Here is a 19249-nt window from a genome sequence, read left to right on the forward strand (position 1 = left end):
GCGGCTGGCAGGTGATCTGCTGGGCGCTGGTGATTGCCCTGCCGTTGATGCTCCCCGCCTCGCTGCTGGTTCAGCCCGCCTCCTGGCATGCCATCTCGGCCTCCTCCTGGGCGGCGCTCAGCTATGTGTCGCTGTTCAGCATGCTGATCGGTTTCATCTTTTGGTACAAAGGGCTGGCCGCGGGCGGGATCGCCGCCGTCGGCCAGCTCCAGCTATTACAGCCGTTCTTCGGACTAGGCCTGTCGGCGGCGCTGTTGCACGAAACCGTCAGCCCCTTGATGCTGGCGGTCACGCTGGGCGTGGTGCTGTGCGTGGTGGGCTCGCGCAAATTTGGCCGCCAGCGGGTTGGCGCAGGGAGCCAGAGCCGTGATTGACCGCCCCGTCATCCGCCGTCCCGGGTCGCGGCGGCGTAACCGCCTTACCCGGGCTATAGCATGATAAACGGCTGGAGGTCGCGTCGCCGGGGAGGACGACCGTCTACACCGGCCGCGCGTACTGAAGCATCACCTGCAGCAGCACGTTGGCGCCGGCGGCGACGTGCTCCGGCGAGGCATACTCAATTTCGTTATGGCTGATCCCGTCCTTGCAGGGGATAAAAATCATCCCGGTGGGCGCCAGGTAGCTCATATACACTGCGTCATGCCCGGCGCCGGAGACGATCGGCCGCGCCGGATAGCCCAGCCGCTGCGCGGCATCGGCAATGGCCTGCTGGCATTCGGCATCGAACGGCGCCGCCGGATAGTGGCTTACCTGCTTCAGGGCCACCTGCAGACCGCTCTCCCGCTCAACCTCCGCGATAAACGCCCGCAGCTGGCGATCCATCTCGTCCACCAGCGCATCGCTGAGATTGCGCATATCAATGGAGAAGGTGACCTCCCCGGGCACCACGTTGCGGCTGTTGGGCCACACCTGCACGCTACCGACCGTGCCGCGTCCCTCTTCGCTGCGCCCGGCAATGGCCACCACTTCCTGCATAATGCGGGTCGCCACCTGTAGGGCATCCTGACGCAGGCGCATCGGCGTGGGTCCGGCGTGCGAGGCCTGGCCGGTGACCACGCAGTCGTACCAGCGGATCCCCAGCACGCCCTGCACGATACCGATGGTTTTCGCTTCATCTTCGAGAATCGGCCCCTGCTCAATGTGCGCCTCAAAATAGGCGCCGACGGGATGCTCCCCCGGGGTCTGCTCGCCAATATAGCCGATCTGCGCCAGCGCCTCGCCGACGCTGATGCCCTCTTTATCCGTGACGGCCCAGGTCTCCTCCAGCGGGAAGACGCCGGCAAAGACCCCAGAGCCCATCATCACCGGCACAAAGCGCGACCCCTCTTCGTTGGTCCAGAACACCACCTCAATCGGCGCCTCGGTGGCAATCTGCAGATCGTTGAGCGTGCGCACCACCTCCAGCGCCGCCAGCACGCCGTAGTTGCCGTCAAATTTGCCGCCGGTGGGCTGAGTGTCGATATGGCTGCCGGAGACGATGGGCGGCAGGCCGGGGTTGCGGCCTTCCCGGCGCATAAATACATTGCCTATTTTATCGATGGTGACGCTCATCCCGGCCTCCCGCGCCCAGCCTATTACCTTGTCCCGCCCCTGGCGGTCGAGGTCGGTGAGGGTCAGACGGCGGCAGCCGCCCTTCGGCGTGGCGCCGATCTGCGCGAGATCCATTAACGACGCCCACAGGCGGTCGCCATTGATGCGCCAGCCGGTGGTGTCGGTCGCGGGGGTAAAAAGTACATCACTGCTCATGGTGGTCTCCTGACATCAAGGTCGCCGCCAGCGTAACCGGCGGTGGAAATGCGCTATCAACGCCTGGTCTTCATCCTGTATGGTTTTTTGCCGCCGATCAGACGGCCAGGGCCTGGGCGTTAGCGTCAATCGCCAGCTCGCGCCAGCGGTGGCAACTCACCGCGTGGCGTTCCGCGACGGATTCCGTCGGCGGCAGACTCTGCTCACAGACCGGGCGACGGTGCGGGCAGCGCTCGGCAAATGCGCAGCCGGGCGGCAAGCGCGCCAGATCCGGCGGCGCGCCGGGAATGCAGTGCAGGGCATCACCTTTCTTAAGCCCCTCTTTCGGCCGACTGCCCAGCAGCACCTGGGTATAAGGATGGCGCGGGTGGCGCAGGATCTCGCTCATCGACGCTTCCTCGACGATCCGCCCGGCGTACATCACCGCCACCCGGTCGGCGATCTCCACCGCGGCGCCGATATCGTGGGTCACAAACACGATCGACAGCCCGCGCTGCTTTTGCTGCTCGCGCAGCAGGATCAGGATCTGGATTTGCACCGTGGCGTCGAGGGCGGTGGTCGGCTCATCCGCCAGCAGCAGCTGCGGGTTACAGGAGAGCGCAAGGGCGATCATCGCCCGCTGGCGCATTCCGCCGGACATCTCGTGCGGGTAAGCATCCAGCCGCCGCTCGGGGCTGGGAATGCGCACCTGGCTCAGGGCCTCCAGCGCCCTGTCCCGGGCCGCCTGGCGCGACAGCCCTTCGTGGCGGCGCAGCCCTTCAATAATCTGCTGCCCGACGGTGTAGACCGGATCGAAGGCCAGCAGCGGCTCCTGAAAAATCATCGCGCAGCGTCCGCCGCGATAGTGCCGCAGCTGGCTGGCGCTCATCGTCAGCACCTCGTCGTCCCCCACCTGCAGGGTGCCGGAGAGCTCACTGCTCCCTGGCGGGTGCAGGCGCATTAGCGCCCGCAGGGTCACGCTCTTGCCGGAACCCGACTCGCCAATCAGCGCCATCACCTCCCCCTTTTGTACCTCAAAGGAGACCCCGTTGACCGCGTTGATGGTCTGCCCGTCGCGGCGAAAGACGACCCGCAGGTCGCGCACATGGACAAAGGCGTTATCCGACATGGCTGACCTCCTTAAGGGGGATGCTTTGATGCCAGGGCGAGGCCGGCTGCGCCATCAGGCAGGCGCTCTGGTGCCCCTCCCCGACCGCCTCCAGCCGCGGTTTCACCTCGGCGCAGACCGCCTTCGCATGCGGGCAGCGGGTGTGAAAGCGGCAGCCGCTCGGCGGCGCGATGGGGCTGGGGGGATCGCCGCTCAGCGGCGAGGTCAGGGTGCGGTTTTCCGGGTCCATGGAGGGCATCGAGCTTAACAGCGCCCGGGTATAGGGGTGGGCGGAGGCGGTAAACAGCTGCTCCGCCGGGCCAATCTCCACCACTTCGCCAAGGTACATGACGAGGATCCGATCCGACAGCCAGCGAACCACGTGCAGATCGTGGCTGATGAACACGTAGGTCAGCTCAAGAGTCCGTTTCAGCTCCTGCAGCAGCTGCAGCACCTGGGCTTCCACCGATTTATCCAGCGCCGACACTGCCTCATCGAGGATCACCAGCCGCGGCTTCATCGCCAGCGCGCGGGCGATATTCACCCGCTGCCGCTGGCCGCCGGAGAGCGCATGCGGGTAGCGGTCGGCAAAGCGCGCCGGCTCAAGGCCAACGTGCGCCAGCAGATAGCGGGCATATTCGCTGGCCTCTCTGGCGCTGACGCCGTGGACGCGCTGGCCGAAGGCGATGCTCTCCTCCATGGTCAGGCGCGGATTGAGCGAAGCATAGCTATCCTGGAAGACCATCTGCACCTGGCGACGGTAGGCTTTCAGCGGCAGACGTGACGAGCCGACCCCCTGTCCGTCGAAGATCAGTTCGCCGCTGTCCTGGGTGAGCAACTGCATCAGCAGCCGGGCGGTGGTCGATTTGCCGCAGCCCGACTCGCCGACCACCCCCAGGGTTTCGCCTTTCATCACCGTGAAGCTGATATCGTCCACCGCCTGCACCACCTCCCGGCCTTTGCCGCCGCGAAAGTACTTCAGCAGGTGATTGACCTTCAGCAGCGGCTGCGCCGGCCCGCCAAGGTCGATATTGATAAAGGGTTGCATCGCTTACTCCTTAATCGCCATTGCCGCACGCAGGCGGTCCGCGAGGATATTGAACGAAATGGAGGTGATAAAAATCATCAGGCCCGGCAGGGCGGCCACCCACGGCTGGGTATAGATTGCCGTGCGCAGCGTATTGAGCATCAGCCCCCACTCGGGCTCCGGCGGCCGCACGCCGAGGCCGAGAAACGACAGGCCGGAGGCGAGGATCATGCACACCGAAATCAGCCCGGTGGAGAAGACGAAGATCGGCCCGAGCACGTTGCCCAACACCTGGACGCGGATAATGGTCAACGCGCTGGCGCCAGTGGCCCGGGCGGCGTCGATATAGTCCATATGCCGCACCTGGGCGGTCACGCTCTCGGCAATCCGCGCCACCTGCGGGACAAACACGAGGGTCAGCGACAACAGCGCATTGCCGATGCCCGCCCCCAACGCTCCCGACAGCGCAATCGCCAGCAGGACGGAGGGAAAGGCATAGAACACATCCACGGTGCGCATAATCACGGTATTGGTTTTGCCGCCCGTATAGCCGGCGATAATCCCGATGGCCCCGCCGATAAAAAAGGCGAACACCACCGGGACAATTCCCATAAACAGCGACAGTCGGGTGCCAAGGATCAGCCGCGACAGCATGTCGCGTCCCAGCTCATCCGAGCCCAGCGGGAAGCCATCGCTGCCGATGGGTTTCAGGCGCAGGAACATCGACGTTTGATAGGGATCTTTGACGATAAGCCACGGACCGAACAGCGCCAGGGCCAGCAGCAGGAGGATCACCACGCCCACCACCACCCCGCCGGGGTCGCGCAGTAGGCGGCGCAGCACGCCGCGCCAGTAACCTTGCCGGGTAGCGTGGGCCGCTGCGGCCGGGACCGCTTTCGTCGTTGCCGTATCCACCATGGTCAGCTCCTCTTAATACGCGGATCGAGGGTGGTCTGCAGAATATCCACCAGCAGGTTGAGCAGCACGAAAAACAGCGCCAGCACCCAGATGGTGCCCTGCAGCAGGGGCAGGTCGCGCTGAAAAATGGCGGTATTGAGCAGCAATCCGGTTCCCGGCCAGGAGAAAACGGTCTCCACAAGGATCGAGCCGCCCATCAGATAGCCCACCTGCAGCCCCATCACCGCCAGCGCGGTGGGCGCGGCATTTTTCATGACATGGACAAAGATGCGCGACTCGTTGAGCCCGCGGGCGCGCAGGCCAACGATAAACTCCTGGCTGAGGATATCGGCCACCTGCGAGCGCACGGTGCGGGCGATAATCCCGGTCGGGATCACCGACAGGGTGAGGGCCGGCAGCAGCATGAACTGCAGGTGCGCCCAGTCCCATTGCCAGCCCACCTCGCCTATCGGCCCGCCGCCGGTGGCCGGCAGCAGCGCGAACTTGACGCTGCAGAGGATCACCAGCAGCATCCCCAGCCAGTAGTGCGGCACGCTGACGCCAAACACCGACAATACCGAGGCCAGACGGTCAATGACGCTGTTGCGAAAATAGCCAGCGACAAAGCCGAACAGGCTGCCGAGGACAAAACCGATCGCCGTCGCCAGCAGCGCCAGGCGCAGAGAGTAAGCCACCGCGGTCATCACTTCGTCTATCACCGGGCGGCCGGTGGCGACCGACATACCAAGGTCGCCGTGCAGCGCCCGCCACAGCCAGTGGATAAACTGCAGGGGCAGCGGCTTATCAAAGCCGTAAGCCTGCATTAATGTCTGACGCAGCGCCTCCGAGGCGTCCGGCGGCATCACCGACACCAGCGGGTCGCCCGGGGCGATCTGCACCAGCATGAAACAGATCACCGCCACCCCCAGCATGGTGGGGATAGCCAGCAGAATGCGGTATAGCAGCGTATTGATCATCGGTCGCCCCTTTCGCGATTACTCTTTTTTGCTCACCAGGCTGAGGTCGATAAACCAGCTCTGCGGTTGCACCACCCCGGTCACCGCAGGGGAAATCGCACGCGGCCCGACGTCGTGGGCGACAAACAGGAATGGCACCTGATCCACCAGCGCGGCGTGCAACTCACCGGCCGCTTTGTTCATCTCCGCCGGGGTAAAGGCGTGCTTGACGGCGGCGGCCAGCTTCTCCGTCTCCGGCGTGGAAAAGTAACCCCAGTTGGTCGCCACCGGCGGAAACGCTTTGGCCGTCGAGAAGCGGATCAGGCCAAAGTAAGGATCGTTAACCGCGGCGCTGACGTTGATCGCATCGATCCCTTTCGCCGAGGGGTCCCGGGCGCCCAGGCGCCAGTTGGTAAACAGGGTGTTCCATTCCACCACTTTGATATCCACATTGAAGAAGCAGCTCTTCAGGCTCTGCTGGATATACTCGTTCATCGGCAAGGGCTGCATCTGCCCGGAGCCGGAGGCCGAGGTAGCCACCGTGACGCGCAGCGGTTTGCTGGCATTGTATCCGGCCTCGGTCATTAGCTGGCGGGCGGCGTCCGGGTCATATTTTATCTGGAAGGTGGGTTTGCCATGCCACGGGCTGTCAGCCTCGTAGACCCCAGTGGCCTCGGTCATGTAGCCGCCGAGGTAGCTCTTCAGCTCGGCACGGTTCAGACACAAGTTGGCCGCTTTGCGCACGCGGATGTCCTGCCACGGCGATCCTTTTTCAAAGGAGAACTGCCAGGGCCACAGATGCGGCTGGGTGTTGGCGTAGAGGTGAAAACCCTGAGACTTGATCTGATCGATGGCGTCCGGCGCCGGGGCTTCAATCCAGTCCACCTGCTTCGACAACAGCGCCGCGGTACGGGCGTTGGCCTCCGGCAAGGGGATCAGCACCACTTTATCCACCCGGGGAATGCGATCTTTGTTCCAGTAGTCGGGGTTTTTATCGAGGATCAGCTGCTGACGCGGCACCAGCTTCTCCAGTTTGAACGGGCCGCTACCCACCGCGTGGGCGGCGAAGGCGGTCCACGCCTGTTTGCTGCGCGCGGCGCTATCTCTCACGCTGGCCGGCACCGCGTCATACTGCTTCTGCCACGCCGTCGGCGAGACGATAAACAGGTTGGTGATGTTGTACGGCAGCAGCGCATCCGGTTCCGAGGTGGTCAGCGCCACGGTGTGGTCGTCAATTTTCTCTGCGCCGGTGAGGGTCGGCATGCGCGACAGGGTGTTGCCGATCTGACCCGGGGCGTACTGCGGCGCCGCTTTATTCAGCACCTTATCCACGTTCCAGACGATGGCGTCGGCGTTCACCTCCGTCCCATCATGAAACTTCACCCCCGGACGCAGGGTGAAAATCCAGCGGCTGGTGTTCTGCGGATCGATGTGCCACTCGGTCGCCAGCCCCGGCACCAGACCGCTGGGCTTTTCACCTTGCGACAGATCCCACTCCACCAGCGCGTCGTACAGCGGGATGCCGGTAAAGCGGTTGCCCTCATAGCCTTGATCCGGCTGGCCAAGGGTTAACGGAATATCCGCGGCGGTCATGGCGATCCGCAGCGTGGAGGCGTTGGCAGGTAAGGCGGCGCCCGCCAGGGCCAGTGCGCCGCTCACCGCCACGGCGAGACGACCGGCACGCGAAAATAACGTCTTTTTGTGCATCACATGATCCCTGTTAAATAAAGTGTCACGGATTAACAGGCAAAATGCGTACCAGCTCTTACGCGGACGAAAATAGGCCAAAACCGACCGGTAAAATAAGAATGACTTATATTATCACCATGATAATTATGGGAAAATAATTGCATCTTATTCCGCCGCACCGCCAGCGGGAAATATGTTGCAGAATTGCACCAGCCGCTATATGGCAAATTTCAAATAATCACTCTGCGTCACTTTTTATTCATCCCCCGTCCACCGCCGCCGCGTATTCTCCGTCGGGATCAATCCCTTCTATACTTCAGGGAACACATCGACCGGGAGAGACTATGCCTTTAGCCGATTTTCACCGCTCCGATCCTTTTACCCTCGGTATCGAACTGGAGCTGCAGGTGGTGAACCCGCCGGGTTACGATCTCAGCCAGGATGCCTCGACGCTGATTGCCGACGTCCAGCATGAGCTGACCGTGGGAGAAGCCAAACACGACATCACCGAGAGCATGCTGGAGATCGCCACCGGGGTGTGCCGCGACATCAGCCATGCGCAAATCCAGCTCAGCGCCATCCAGCAGGCGGTCCAGCGCGCGGCGCTGCGCCATCATCTGCAGATCTGCGGCGGCGGTTCCCACCCCTTTCATGCCTGGCAGCGCCAGCAAATCAGCGATAACCCGCGCTATGTCAAAACCGTCGAGCATTTTGGCTATCTGGCACAGCAGGCGACGGTCTTTGGCCAGCATGTGCACGTCGGCTGCCAGAGCGGTGACGACGCCATCTATCTGCTGCATGGCCTGTCGCGCTTTGTACCGCACTTCATCGCCCTTAACGCCGCCTCACCGTGGTTTGACAGTACCGACAGCCGCTTCGCCTGTTCACGCCTGAACCGCTTCTCCTCCTATCCCGACAACGGTCCGATGCCGTGGGTGGCCGACTGGCAGGGGTTTCGTCGCCTGTTCCGCCAGCTGAGCTACACCAGCATGATCGACAGCATGAAGGATCTGCACTGGGATATTCGCCCCAGCCCGCAGTTTGGTACCGTCGAGGTGCGGGTGATGGACACCCCCTTGACCCTTGCCCAGGCGATCCACATCGCCGGCTTTATTCAGACCCTGGCCTGCTGGCTGTTGACGGAGCGCCCTTTTAAGCACCAGCCTGATGATTATCTGCTGTACCCCTTTAACCGCTATCAGGCCTGCCGCTACGGGCTGGACGGGACCCTCACCGACGTGCGCAGCGGGGAGCAGCGCAGCATCCGCCAGGAGATCCTGCAGCTCGCCGACCGGCTGGCCCCTTTCGCCCATCAGCTGAAGGCGACGGCAGCGCTGGAGGCGGTGGTTCGCCAGGCGAAATCGCCGCACAGCGAGGCGCAGCAGATGCGCGACTTTATCGCCAACGGCGGTTCGCTTTCCGGGCTGGTGCAAAAACACTGTGAGATTTGGGCGGCATAAGGCAGCGAGGCGGGTATACTCGGCGCAGACTATAGAAAGGACTGCCCATGTTATTACGTTGCCTGCTCCCTCTGGCGCTGCTGCCCCTGGCCGCCGTCGCCAGCGCCGCCTGTACCCTCACCGACCCGACGCTGACCCTGCAGAGCTATCGGGTGGATGCGCAGAAAGAGCGCATTGCGATGTACTGGCAGGATCGGCACGGCAAAGCCTGGGGTTCCCTGCGTTCGCTGCTGGCGGGTATCGATGGCGACGGCCGAGTGCAGATGGCGATGAACGGCGGCATTTACGATAAGGCCTACGCGCCGCTGGGGCTGTATATCGAAGACGGCAAACGGCTGACGCCGGTCAACCGCTCCGCCGGCGGCGGGAACTTCTTTATCCGCCCCGGCGGCGTATTCCTGGTGGAAAACGGCCGGGCGAAAATCGTGCCGCTGCCGGCGTACAAACCCTCTCCCGCCATCCGCTATGCGGTGCAGTCCGGCCCGATGCTGATTGAAAATGGCGTCATCAACTGGCGACTGAAGCCCTCCGCCAGTTCGCGCAAGCTGCGCAACGGGGTTGGTATCGATAAGCAGGGCCGGGTGGTGTTTATGCTCAGCGATCGCGAGACCAACTTTTACGATTTTGCCTGCTATGCGCAGTCAGAGCTTGGCGTGCGGCAGATGCTTTATCTCGACGGCACCCTGTCGAAGATGTACCGCAAAGGCGGCAGCGTGCCGTGGCAGTATCATCCGTTCGTGACCATGATAACGGTGGAGAGAAAATAGCGGGCGCATTTGGGGGCGGCCATTCCAGCCAGGAGAGTGAATAAATTAACGACAGGCCGGGCAAGGTATTGCCGCCGTGCCCGATGTCCTTGCCCGGTGGCGCTGCGCTTACCGGGCCTACAGAGTATGTTCGCTATGGTGTGGCTCCTGAAATCTACGGGCGTGCAGCAGGGCTGATTCCCGCTGAAATCAGCGAACCGGAGGTCGGCAGATAAGGCGGGGTTCACGCCCAAACGCAACGTGAACGCAAAACCCACCCTCACCCTCCCCCTCTCCCAAAGGGAGAGGGGACCGCCCGGTAGTCGTTGCAGCCTGGAGTATCCCCGTTACCGACCGGTAGCGCCGCGCTTACCCCCGCCGATGCGCCCACTCGCGCATACGTTGAAACAGTACATACAGCGACGGGATAAACAGGATGCCAACCATCGTCGCCACCAGCATCCCGCTGAATACCGTGGTGCCGATGATCCGCCGGCTCTGCGCCCCGGCGCCGGTGGCGAGCATCATCGGCATGATACCGATAATAAACGACACCGCGGTCATCATTACCGCGCGGAAGCGGCGGGTAGCCCCCTCTCGCGCAGCGTCGACTATCGACAGCCCCTCCTCGCGCCGGCTGCGGGCGAACTCAACGATCAGAATCGCATTCTTCGCCGCCAGGGCGATCAGCAGCACCAGCCCTATCTGAACATACACATCGTTGGCATAGCCCGCGGTCCACAGCCAGAGCAGCGCTCCGCCGATGGCGAACAGCACCGAGAGCATGACGCTCGCCGGCAGCGTCCAGCTCTCATACTGCGCCACCAGGAACAGCCACGCCATCGCCACCGCCGCCAGCACGATCCACACCGCCTGATTACTGGTCTGCTGCTCCTGCCAGGAGATCCCGCTCCAGGCATAGTCATATCCCGGCGGTAGATGGGCCTGCAAAATCTGCTCCATGGCCGCCATCGCCGTGCGGCTGCTGACCCCCTCGGCCGCTGAACCGCTCACCGACACGGACGGGAACTGATTGTACTGCTGAATAAACGACGCCCCCACCGTCGGCGTAATGGTGACCAGATTGCTCAGCCGCACCCGCTCGCCGTCGCGGCTGCGGACGTACAGCTCGCTAATCTGCTCAGCCCGCTCGCGCCACTGCATCTCATTTTGCATCACCACATGATAGACACGATTGTTACGGCTGAAATCGCCGGCGCGCGTGCCGCCGAACGCCGTCTGCAGGCTGCTGAAGATGTGCGCCACCGGCACATCCAGCAGCGCCGCCCGGTCGCGGTCGACCGTCAGGGTCAGCTGCGGCACGTTGCTGCTCCAGGTGGTAAACACCCGGCTCAGCTGCGGATGCTGGTTCGCCAGCTGGAGGATCTCCCGCGTCACCTGCTCCAGCTCCGCCGACGACTGACCAGCCTGCGCCATGATGCGCAGATCAAACCCCGAGGCATTGCCCAGGCCCGGCAGGGTCGGCGGCGCGAAGGTCATGATCGTCGCCTCGGGTAGCGACAGCAGCTGGCGCTGAATATCCGCCATCACCGCATCCAGCGGCGGCCGCTGATGCCAGTCCTTGAGCATTACCGAGATAAACCCGCCGTTAGAGGCGCTGGTGCCGTTGAGAATGTTGAACCCGGACACCTGAATCACATCCTCCACCGCCGGGTTAGCCATCAGCAGCTTGCGCGCCTGGGTCATCACCGCTTCGGTACGCTCCAGCGACGCCGCCTCCGGCAGCTGCACGCTGGCAAACAGGTAACCCTGATCTTCCTGCGGCAGGAAGCCTTTCGGCATCGAGGTGAAGCTGAACGCCACCAGCGCGCCTGCCGCCACCGTCGCCGCCAGCGCCAGCCAGGGACGGCGGTTCATCCAGCCTACCAGCCGGCCATAGCCGTCGCGGGTGCCGTCGAGAAGACGGTTAAACGCCCGCCACACCGCCGCTGGCCGGGCAGGACGCGGGCGCAGCAGCAGCGCGCAGAGGGCCGGCGTCAGGGTTAGCGCCACCAGGCTCGACAGGGCCACCGCGGTGGAGAGCGTCACGGCAAACTGCCGGTACAGCTCGCCGACGATCCCCGGGAGCAGCGCCACCGGCACAAACACCGCCAGCAGCACCAGGGTCGTGGCGATCACCGGCCCGGCGATCTGCCGCAGCGCCTGGGCGGTGGCCTGCAGGCGATCCAGCCCTTCCGCCATTTTGGTTTCCACATTCTCCACCACCACAATGGCGTCATCCACCACCATCGTCAGGGCGAGAATGATCGCGAACAGGCTGAGGGTGTTGGCGCTGTAGCCCAGCAGATAGAGCACCGCAAAGGTGCCGATCAGTGACACCGGGATCGCCAGCACTACGATCAGCGTCGCCCGCCAGCTCTGCAAAAACAGCGACACCACCACGACCACCGCCAGCAGGGTCAGCGCCAGCGAGACGCCGATCTCTTTGATCGTCGCCGCCACAAAGCGGGTGGTATCGAACTTCACCTCCCAGGTGAGATCCGCCGGAAAGCGAGTGTGCAGGCGGTTAAGCTCCGCACGCACTGCGCTGGCGACCTGCAGGGCGTTGGCGGTGGGCGTCGGATAGATCCCCAGATAGGCCGACGCTTTACCGTTCAGCTGGGCGCCGGAGCTGTAGCTGCGGGCGCCCAGCTCAATGGTCGCCACGTCGGCGAGGCGCACCAGCTGCCCCTGCGCGCCGCGGCGGAGGATAATCTCGCCAAAGCTGGCCGCCTCGTTCAGACGCCCCAGCCCGTTGATGGTCAGCGTCTGCTGCTGGCCGTTAAATACCGGCGGGGTGCCCACCTGCCCCGCCGCGCCCTGCACATTTTGCTCGCGCAGCGCCTGGGCGACATCATCCGTGGTGATGTTGAGCGCGTTCATGCGGTCCGGGCGCAGCCAGATACGCATGCTGTAATCCCGGGCGCCAAACATCTGCACCTCGCCGACGCCGGGCAGGCGGGCCAGCGCCTCGCGCACCTGGGTGCTGGCGTAGTTGCTGACAAACAGCGGCGACAGCGTGCCCAGCGGCGAGTAGAGGCTCACCCCCATCAGCAGGTTGCTGGCGCGCTTGCGGACCTGGACCCCATTCTGCTGCACCTCCGCCGGGAGCTGCGCCAGCGCCTGCGACACCCGGTTTTGCACGTCGATCGCCGCCAGGTCGGCGTCGGTGCCTGCCGCGAAGGTTATGCTCAGGCGGTACGTCCCCTCATCCGAGCTGGTGGACTCCATATACAGCATATGATCGACGCCGTTGAGCTGGGTCTCCAGCGGGGCGGCGATGGCTTCCGCCACGTCTGACGCGCTGGCGCCCGGCCAGCTGGCGCTGACGTTCACCACCGGGGGGGTGATCGCCGGGTACTGCTCCACCGGGATCAGCTTCAGCGACACTGCGCCGACAAAGGTCAGCAGCAGCGCGATCACCATGGCAAATCGCGGACGACGGATAAAAAAGGTCAGCATCCCTTCTCCTTAGCTAGTTCAGCACCTGCACCGCGGCGCCTTCGCGCAACCGCTGCGCGCCGTCGGTGATCACCTGCTCGCCCGCCTGCAGCCCTTTCTCGACCGCAAACTGCTGCCCCTGCTGCCCCGCGAGGGTCAGACGACGCTGCCCGGCGGTGTGGTCCGGCTTCAGCACCCAGCTGAAAAAGCCCTGCGGATCCTGCTGCACGGCGGCAGCAGGGACCATCACTCGCGACGGCAGTTCCTGCGGACGGAACAGGATCGTCACGCTGCCGCCCGGCAGCAGACGGTGCTGCGGATTGGCAAACTCGGCCCGCACCGCTACGCTGCCGGTGCGGGCGTCGATCCGGTTATCGATAGAGGTCAACACCCCGTCGCGCCGTTTACCATCAACCTCAATCTGCGCCAGCCACGCCTGCTTCAGAGCGTGGATATCGGCGTGCTGGCCGGTTTTGCTGAAAAACGCGGCTTCGTCGAGGGCGAACGAGACCCGCACCGGATCCAACTGCACAATGTCCACCAGCACGCCGCTGGACGAATTGACCAGCGTCCCGACGTGAAAGGCGCTATGGCCCACGCGACCGGTCACCGGCGCCGCAATCCGGGTGTAGCTGAGCACAATCTGCTGGGCCTCGACGCGGGCTTTGGCCTGCTGTACGGCAGCGGCGGCGACGTCGCGCTGCATCCGGGCCGTATCGACGTCGTTGCGGCTGATGGAGTGGTTGTTGATAAGCCGCTCGTAGCGAGTGAGCAACTGCTGCGACTGACGTAATGAGGCTTCGGCGCTTTTCAGCTCGGCCTGCGCCAGAGCCAGCGCCGCGCGGGGCTGCGCGTCGTCGAGGGTAAACAGCAGGTCGCCTTCGGTAACATACTGGCCGTCCTGGAAGTGGCGCTGAACAATCACCCCTTCGGTGCGCGCGCGAATGTCGACGGCGCGGATCGCCTCGACCCGCCCGGGGATAGCGCGTTCTTCAGCATGAGGAGCCAGTTCAACCGTGGCGACGCGGACCGGCACCGCCGGCGCGGCGGTCGCCGTCAGGGCGCCGACGACCAGACCGCAGGCCAGCAGAGCAAAGCGGAAGGTTTTAATCATAGAGGATCCTTGCGACAGTAACGCGCGCCTGCAGCGAGGCGCGCGAGATTGTTCAGGCCGTTTTGCGGAACCGGCGCGTCAGACGCTTCTCTATTTCCACCACCAGGAACATGGCGACGCCGATGACCAGAGTGACAAACCAGTAGCGCAGCGGCAGCGCTTCCGTACCAAACATGCTCTGCATCAGCGGGACATAGATAATGACCAGCTGCATCAGCAGCAGGACGCCGGTCACCAGCCAGATGCCTTTGTTGCGCAGCAGACCCATGCTCAGGGAGAAGCTGTCGCTGCTGCGGCAGTTGATCATGTAGACCCACTGCGCCGTCACCAGCATCTGCAGCAGCACGGTGCGGATAAACTCCGGACTGTGGCCGCGCGGCGCCAGCCAGGCCTCAAGGATAAAGGCGGCAATCGCGATCATCGACCCGACGAAAGCCACTCGCCACACGGCGAAACCATCCATCACATGCTGGCCGGTTTTACGCGGCGGACGGTTCATCACGTTGCGCTCTGCGGCCTCAAAGGCCAGGCCGAAGGAGAGCGTCGCCGACGTCGCCATGTTCATCCACAGGATCAGCACCGGGGTCAGCGGAATAATGTTCCCCGCCAGCAGGGCGATGATGATCAGCAGCCCCTGCGCCAGGTTGGTCGGCATGATGAAGAGGATGGTCTTCTTCAGGTTGTCATAGACCCGACGGCCCTCTTTTACCGAGCTGGCGATGGTGGCGAAGTTATCATCGGTTAACACCATGTCGGCCGCCTCTTTGGTGACTTCGGTGCCTTTGATACCCATGGCGATACCCACGTCGGCCTGGCGCAGCGCCGGCGCGTCGTTAACGCCGTCGCCGGTCATGCCGACCACTTCGCCGTTATCCTGCAGGGCTTTAACCAGGCGCAGCTTATGCTCCGGGCTGGTACGGGCAAAGATGTCGTACTCCACCGCCGCCTTCGCCAGCGCCGCATCGTCCATGTGCTCCAGCTGGTAGCCGGTCATGGCCTGGCTGCTGTTGGTGATCCCCAGCATCTGGCCGATGCTCATCGCCGTCTGCGGGTGGTCGCCGGTGATCATTTTCACGCGTATGCCGGCGGTCTGGCAGGCGTGGATGGCGTCAATGGCTTCCGGACGCGGGGGATCCATCATCCCGGCGATGCCGAGGAAAATCAGTCCCTCCTGCAGGTCCTCATGGTTGAGGGTGGTGGCATCAAGGCTGGCCGGCTTACAGGCCGCCGCCACCATCCGCAGTCCCTGACGGGCGAAGCGCGCCATCTCCTCTTCCCAGTACTGCGCCTCGAACGGCACCGCGCCGTGGCGGCTCATCTGCTCGCGGCACATGGCGAAGATAACGTCCGGCGCACCGGTGATCAGCACCCGGGCATCGCCATCGATGTGCTGCAGGGTCGACATATATTTGTACTGCGAGTCAAAGGGGATCTTGGCCACCAGACGGGCCTCCACCGCCGGGAGCTGCGCTTTCGCCGCCAGCACTTTAAGCGCCCCTTCGGTCGGCCCGCCGGTGATCCCCCACAGACCGCGCTCATCCTGGGTAAGCTGGCTGTCGTTACACAGGTCGATGGTGCGCAGCCAGGTCTCCAGCACGGTGCCGGGCTGAACCTGCACGGGCTCATCGCTCCCCTCGAGGAAGATCCGCCCCTGCGGCTCGTAGCTGTCGCCTTCCACCCGATAGCAGCAGTCGGCGGTGATGATCGCTTTGACGGTCATTTCGTTCATCGTCAGGGTGCCGGTTTTATCCGAGCAGACCACGGTCATGGCGCCGAGGGTTTCCACGGTCGGCAGCTTACGAATAATCGCCCGCTTGCGCGCCATCGTCTGCACGCCGAGCGACAGAATAATCGAGATGATCGCCGGCAGTCCTTCCGGTACCGCGGCTACCGCCAGGCTAATCAGCGACAGCAGCAGCTCGCCCATCGGGATATCCCGCAGCGCGAGGCTGAAGATAAACAGCGCCACCATCATGGCGAGAATAATGGCGAAAATCGCTTTGCCGAGCTTATCCATCTGCACCAGCAGCGGGGTACGGTGCTTCTCAATACCCGCCATCATCTGGTTGATATGGCCGAGTTCGGTCTGCGCGCCGGTGGCGGTCACCACGCCGACGCCGCCGCCGGCGCTGACGGTGGTCCCGGAGAAGACCATGTTCACCCGGTCGCCCAGCGGCAGATCGCCCTCCAGCGCGTCGGTGATTTTATCCACCACCGTCGACTCGCCGGTGAGGATCGCCTCTTCCACCCGCAGGTTGTGGGTTTCAATCAGGCGCATATCCGCCGGCACGCGGTCGCCGGCGCGCAGGATAACGATATCCCCCGGAACCAGGCCGCGCGTCGGGATAGTCTCATGCTTGCCGTTACGCTGGACGCGGGCATCGCTGGAGAGCATGTTGCGGATCCCCTGCAGCGATTTTTCGGCGTTGCTCTCCTGGATATGGCCGATCAGGGCGTTAATCACCGTCACGCCGAGGATCACCAGGGTATCGACCCAGTGCCCCATGATGGCGGTCAGCGCCGCGGCGGCCAGCAGCACGTAAATCAGTACGTCGTTAAAGTGGGCGAGAAAGCGCAGCCAGCCCGGTTTGCCTTTCTTTTCCGGCAGCGCGTTCGGCCCACAGGTATTCAGGCGCTCGGCGGCGTCTGCGGAACTTAACCCAGCGGCCTGGCTTTTGGTCTGCGCCAGCACTGCGTCAACGGTCTGCTGCCAGACCTGCCGTGGCGCGGTGTCGCCCGAGGGCGTCGTAAACTTTGGGTTATTCATCTTGGTCAATTTACATTTTCCTTATAAATTCCGTGAGTCGGAAAGCCTGAAATCATTCCTGGCCAATTAAGTAAAAGAGGGCAAAAATGCCGATAAAAATGTGAACCAATACAAGTCTAAATTTTTCGCAAAATAAAAATTTTGTGATAAGTTAATTCCACAAACCAACTATTACAGAATATTAATAAACCAAAACTAAACGAGGTAAAATATGTTTGGAATCTACCGCGGGCGCCGTCTGGCGCTGTACATCGCGTTAGCTATCATCATTGCTACGCTGGTGGGATATAGCACTTACAGTTTTGTAAAAGCGCTGGCATAATAATGACGTTAATTTACACCCGGCTGCAATTAACTTAATTACAAATTATTTCAGATTAATTAACATGAGAGCGAAAGGCAGGCGATAATATTTAAAATAGTCGTGTTATAGCGAGTAAAAAAACAAAGCATATTGCGTTAAGCATTATTTTACCGGACAATATGTTTTTTAACTGATGATTAACATGACATGAAACATCCACTGGAAACGCTGCTCTCCGCCGCCGGGATCTTACTGCTGGCCCTGCTCTCCTGTCTGCTGTTGCCCGCGCCTTCGCTGGGCCTGACGCTGGCGCAAAAGCTGGTTGAGACATTCCATATGATGGATCTCAACCAGCTCTATACGGTGCTGTTTTGTCTGTGGTTCTTAGCGCTGGGCGCCATTGAGTATCTGGTGCTGCGCTGGGTGTGGCGTCGCTGGTTTTCCCTCGAGCGGTAAACCAGGAGAGGCGCGCCTCAGTGGGCGCGACTGTGGTTCTCTTTGCGGTAGGCGCCCGGCGGCTGATTGAAGGTCCGGGTAAAGACGCGGGTAAAGGTCTGTTGCGAATCAAAGCCATACTTGAGGCAGATATCGTAGACCCGCTGATCGGTGTCGCGCAGATCGCGGGCGGCCAGCAGCAGCTTCCTTTCGCGAATATAGCGCCCCAGGCTCTCCCCTTTGTACTGTAAAAACAGCCGTTGCAGATGCCATTTCGAATACCCGGCATGGCGAGCGATATCATCAATACGCAGCGGTTGATGCAGGTTATCATCAATCCACTCGACGATAGTATCAATCACCTGAGCGGAAATCGTCATATGCTCTCTCCTCTGATACTGCACTGGCGCTTAGCGCCACCAGGCGTTAAATGATTGCGTCTTATCGGCGACCCACACCGGCTCGCCCTGCACAGGCGTCAGCAGACGCCAGGCCCTTCCTTCGCTGGCAGCCGCCAGCCGTTGATACGGTTCATCCCAGCTGTGTTTCGCCAAAACGAATCGTCCTGCATGCCCAGGCAGCACCGCGCGAGCGCGCAGGTCGTCGGCAGCCTGAGCCGTTTCAACCGGCATCATGTGGATATATTTCCAGTCCTGGTCATACTGCCCGTTCTCCATGATCGCCAGATCGACCGGACCGAACTCATCGCCTATTGCTTTAAAGTGCGGCCCATACCCGCTGTCGCCGCTGTAATAAATCTTTTGCTGCCGGGTAACGAACAGAAAACTGGCCCACAGCGTCTGGTTACGCTTCAGCCCACGGCCGGAAAAGTGCCGCGCCGGCAGCACGTGGACGGTGAGCTCGTCGCTGGCCGGTACCGCCTGCTGCCAGTCCGCTTCGGTAATCAGCGCCCCGTCCATTCCCCAGTAGCGCAGATGCGATCCGACCCCCAGCGGCGTAATGACCCGCTTAATTTTCGGCAGTAAGGCGCGAATGGTGGCGTAATCCAGATGGTCGTAGTGATCGTGGGAGATGATCAGCAGATCGATCTCCGGCATCCCTTCCGCCCGCCACGGATAGTCGCCGGGGAAGGCTTTATTGATAAAGGAGAACGGCGCCGCGTAATCGCTGAACACCGGGTCGATCAGGATGCGTTTTCCCGCCAGCTGCAGGTACCAGGAGGAGTGGCCGAGCCAGACCATCACGTCCTGCCCGAGGGGCAGCGTCGCCAGATCGGTCTTCACCAGCGGCAGCGGTTGCGCGGGACGGGCGTTTTCCCGTTTGGTCATCAGGAAATCCCACCACGCCGCCAGCATATTTTTCTGCCCGGTGAACCCTGGCGTGGGCAATTGGTTATGGAACTGGCCATCCCGGTAGTGGGGAGACGCTTCCACCTGGCTAAGCTGTGCCCCCTGCGGCGCCTTACCAAAACCGGCATTAAGAACAAACGGCAATGTCGTTGCTGCTGCGAGTAACATGATGGCGACCACGCTGAAAGTGACACGGTTCATATCCTGACCAGACAAAAGCCCCCATCCCGGAGGCTTTATGATATAACTTGATTATGAGTGAGTACGCAC

The 19249-nt window shown here is 62.5% G+C and carries 15 protein-coding genes; 4 read left to right on the top strand and 11 right to left on the bottom strand.

Annotated elements, in window-relative coordinates:
* Positions 1-374 (top strand): DMT family transporter (locus HMPREF3140_RS29400; protein ID WP_228705084.1); only part of this gene is annotated, 374 nt, incomplete at its 5' end.
* A gap of 103 nt (positions 375-477) precedes the next feature.
* Here HMPREF3140_RS29400 and HMPREF3140_RS21305 read toward each other — a convergent pair.
* The 6 genes from HMPREF3140_RS21305 to HMPREF3140_RS21330 all read right to left on the bottom strand — a co-directional run bounded on the left by HMPREF3140_RS21305 (position 478) and on the right by HMPREF3140_RS21330 (position 7420).
* On the bottom strand, positions 478-1746 hold the full coding sequence (locus tag HMPREF3140_RS21305) for a Zn-dependent hydrolase (RefSeq protein WP_012737600.1): 1269 nt from the start codon (positions 1744-1746) through the stop codon (positions 478-480).
* Between the two features lie 97 nt (positions 1747-1843).
* On the bottom strand, positions 1844-2854 hold the full coding sequence (locus HMPREF3140_RS21310) for an ABC transporter ATP-binding protein (RefSeq protein ID WP_032410991.1): 1011 nt from the start codon (positions 2852-2854) through the stop codon (positions 1844-1846).
* Positions 2844-3881: an ABC transporter ATP-binding protein gene (locus HMPREF3140_RS21315; RefSeq protein WP_004223507.1), complete on the bottom strand. Its 1038-nt coding sequence runs from the start codon at positions 3879-3881 to the stop codon at positions 2844-2846. Before HMPREF3140_RS21315 ends, HMPREF3140_RS21310 begins: the two co-directional genes overlap by 11 nt.
* 3 nt (positions 3882-3884) lie before the next feature.
* Positions 3885-4778, bottom strand: a complete 894-nt coding sequence (locus HMPREF3140_RS21320) for an ABC transporter permease (protein WP_004178912.1) — start codon at positions 4776-4778, stop codon at positions 3885-3887.
* A 2-nt stretch (positions 4779-4780) separates the two neighbouring features.
* Complete coding sequence (locus tag HMPREF3140_RS21325) at positions 4781-5734, bottom strand: ABC transporter permease (RefSeq protein WP_004178910.1); 954 nt, start codon at positions 5732-5734, stop codon at positions 4781-4783.
* Positions 5735-5752: 18 nt separating this feature from the next.
* Positions 5753-7420, bottom strand: coding sequence for an ABC transporter substrate-binding protein (locus tag HMPREF3140_RS21330; protein WP_023279744.1), 1668 nt, complete (start codon positions 7418-7420; stop codon positions 5753-5755).
* Between the two features lie 326 nt (positions 7421-7746).
* Here HMPREF3140_RS21330 and HMPREF3140_RS21335 point away from each other — a divergent pair, with 326 nt between their 5' ends.
* Both HMPREF3140_RS21335 and HMPREF3140_RS21340 read left to right on the top strand, forming a co-directional pair.
* Positions 7747-8862: a YbdK family carboxylate-amine ligase gene (locus HMPREF3140_RS21335; protein WP_004176954.1), complete on the top strand. Its 1116-nt coding sequence runs from the start codon at positions 7747-7749 to the stop codon at positions 8860-8862.
* Between the two features lie 47 nt (positions 8863-8909).
* Complete coding sequence (locus HMPREF3140_RS21340) at positions 8910-9629, top strand: phosphodiester glycosidase family protein (RefSeq protein WP_032410990.1); 720 nt, start codon at positions 8910-8912, stop codon at positions 9627-9629.
* Between the two features lie 348 nt (positions 9630-9977).
* Here the strand turns inward: HMPREF3140_RS21340 and HMPREF3140_RS21345 are convergent, their stop codons facing one another.
* From HMPREF3140_RS21345 to HMPREF3140_RS21355, 3 genes are read right to left on the bottom strand one after another with little or no spacing between them, the layout of a single operon-like run.
* Positions 9978-13070: an efflux RND transporter permease subunit gene (locus HMPREF3140_RS21345; protein ID WP_032410988.1), complete on the bottom strand. Its 3093-nt coding sequence runs from the start codon at positions 13068-13070 to the stop codon at positions 9978-9980.
* Between the two features lie 13 nt (positions 13071-13083).
* Positions 13084-14163, bottom strand: coding sequence for an efflux RND transporter periplasmic adaptor subunit (locus HMPREF3140_RS21350; RefSeq protein ID WP_032410987.1), 1080 nt, complete (start codon positions 14161-14163; stop codon positions 13084-13086).
* 52 nt (positions 14164-14215) lie between these two features.
* The gene (locus tag HMPREF3140_RS21355) at positions 14216-16939 is read right to left on the bottom strand and encodes a cation-transporting P-type ATPase (protein WP_032410986.1); all 2724 of its coding nucleotides are present in this window, start codon (positions 16937-16939) and stop codon (positions 14216-14218) included.
* Positions 16940-17441: 502 nt separating this feature from the next.
* Between HMPREF3140_RS21355 and HMPREF3140_RS21365 the strand changes: the two genes are divergently transcribed.
* The gene (locus tag HMPREF3140_RS21365) at positions 17442-17690 is read left to right on the top strand and encodes a DUF1158 domain-containing protein (RefSeq protein WP_002893037.1); all 249 of its coding nucleotides are present in this window, start codon (positions 17442-17444) and stop codon (positions 17688-17690) included.
* Positions 17691-17707: 17 nt separating this feature from the next.
* On the opposite strand, the gene HMPREF3140_RS21370 is transcribed toward HMPREF3140_RS21365, so the two are convergent.
* Together HMPREF3140_RS21370 and HMPREF3140_RS21375 are read right to left on the bottom strand one after the other, a co-directional pair.
* On the bottom strand, positions 17708-18049 hold the full coding sequence (locus HMPREF3140_RS21370; protein ID WP_002893035.1) for a RamA family antibiotic efflux transcriptional regulator: 342 nt from the start codon (positions 18047-18049) through the stop codon (positions 17708-17710).
* A gap of 30 nt (positions 18050-18079) precedes the next feature.
* Positions 18080-19195: an MBL fold metallo-hydrolase gene (locus HMPREF3140_RS21375; RefSeq protein ID WP_165454719.1), complete on the bottom strand. Its 1116-nt coding sequence runs from the start codon at positions 19193-19195 to the stop codon at positions 18080-18082.
* Positions 19196-19249: the final 54 nt, after the last annotated feature.

Origin of the sequence: Klebsiella sp. HMSC16A12 (assembly GCF_001808265.1) — a bacterium.
GTDB classification, from domain to species: Bacteria; Pseudomonadota; Gammaproteobacteria; order Enterobacterales; family Enterobacteriaceae; genus Klebsiella; species Klebsiella pneumoniae.

Coding starts and splice junctions, on each gene's coding strand:
- HMPREF3140_RS21305 (WP_012737600.1), bottom strand. CDS start 1,746: ATGAGCAGTGATGTACTTTTTACCCCCGCGACCGACACCACCGGCTGG.
- HMPREF3140_RS21310 (WP_032410991.1), bottom strand. CDS start 2,854: ATGTCGGATAACGCCTTTGTCCATGTGCGCGACCTGCGGGTCGTCTTT.
- HMPREF3140_RS21315 (WP_004223507.1), bottom strand. CDS start 3,881: ATGCAACCCTTTATCAATATCGACCTTGGCGGGCCGGCGCAGCCGCTG.
- HMPREF3140_RS21320 (WP_004178912.1), bottom strand. CDS start 4,778: ATGGTGGATACGGCAACGACGAAAGCGGTCCCGGCCGCAGCGGCCCAC.
- HMPREF3140_RS21325 (WP_004178910.1), bottom strand. CDS start 5,734: ATGATCAATACGCTGCTATACCGCATTCTGCTGGCTATCCCCACCATG.
- HMPREF3140_RS21330 (WP_023279744.1), bottom strand. CDS start 7,420: ATGCACAAAAAGACGTTATTTTCGCGTGCCGGTCGTCTCGCCGTGGCG.
- HMPREF3140_RS21335 (WP_004176954.1), top strand. CDS start 7,747: ATGCCTTTAGCCGATTTTCACCGCTCCGATCCTTTTACCCTCGGTATC.
- HMPREF3140_RS21340 (WP_032410990.1), top strand. CDS start 8,910: ATGTTATTACGTTGCCTGCTCCCTCTGGCGCTGCTGCCCCTGGCCGCC.
- HMPREF3140_RS21345 (WP_032410988.1), bottom strand. CDS start 13,070: ATGCTGACCTTTTTTATCCGTCGTCCGCGATTTGCCATGGTGATCGCG.
- HMPREF3140_RS21350 (WP_032410987.1), bottom strand. CDS start 14,163: ATGATTAAAACCTTCCGCTTTGCTCTGCTGGCCTGCGGTCTGGTCGTC.
- HMPREF3140_RS21365 (WP_002893037.1), top strand. CDS start 17,442: ATGAAACATCCACTGGAAACGCTGCTCTCCGCCGCCGGGATCTTACTG.
- HMPREF3140_RS21370 (WP_002893035.1), bottom strand. CDS start 18,049: ATGACGATTTCCGCTCAGGTGATTGATACTATCGTCGAGTGGATTGAT.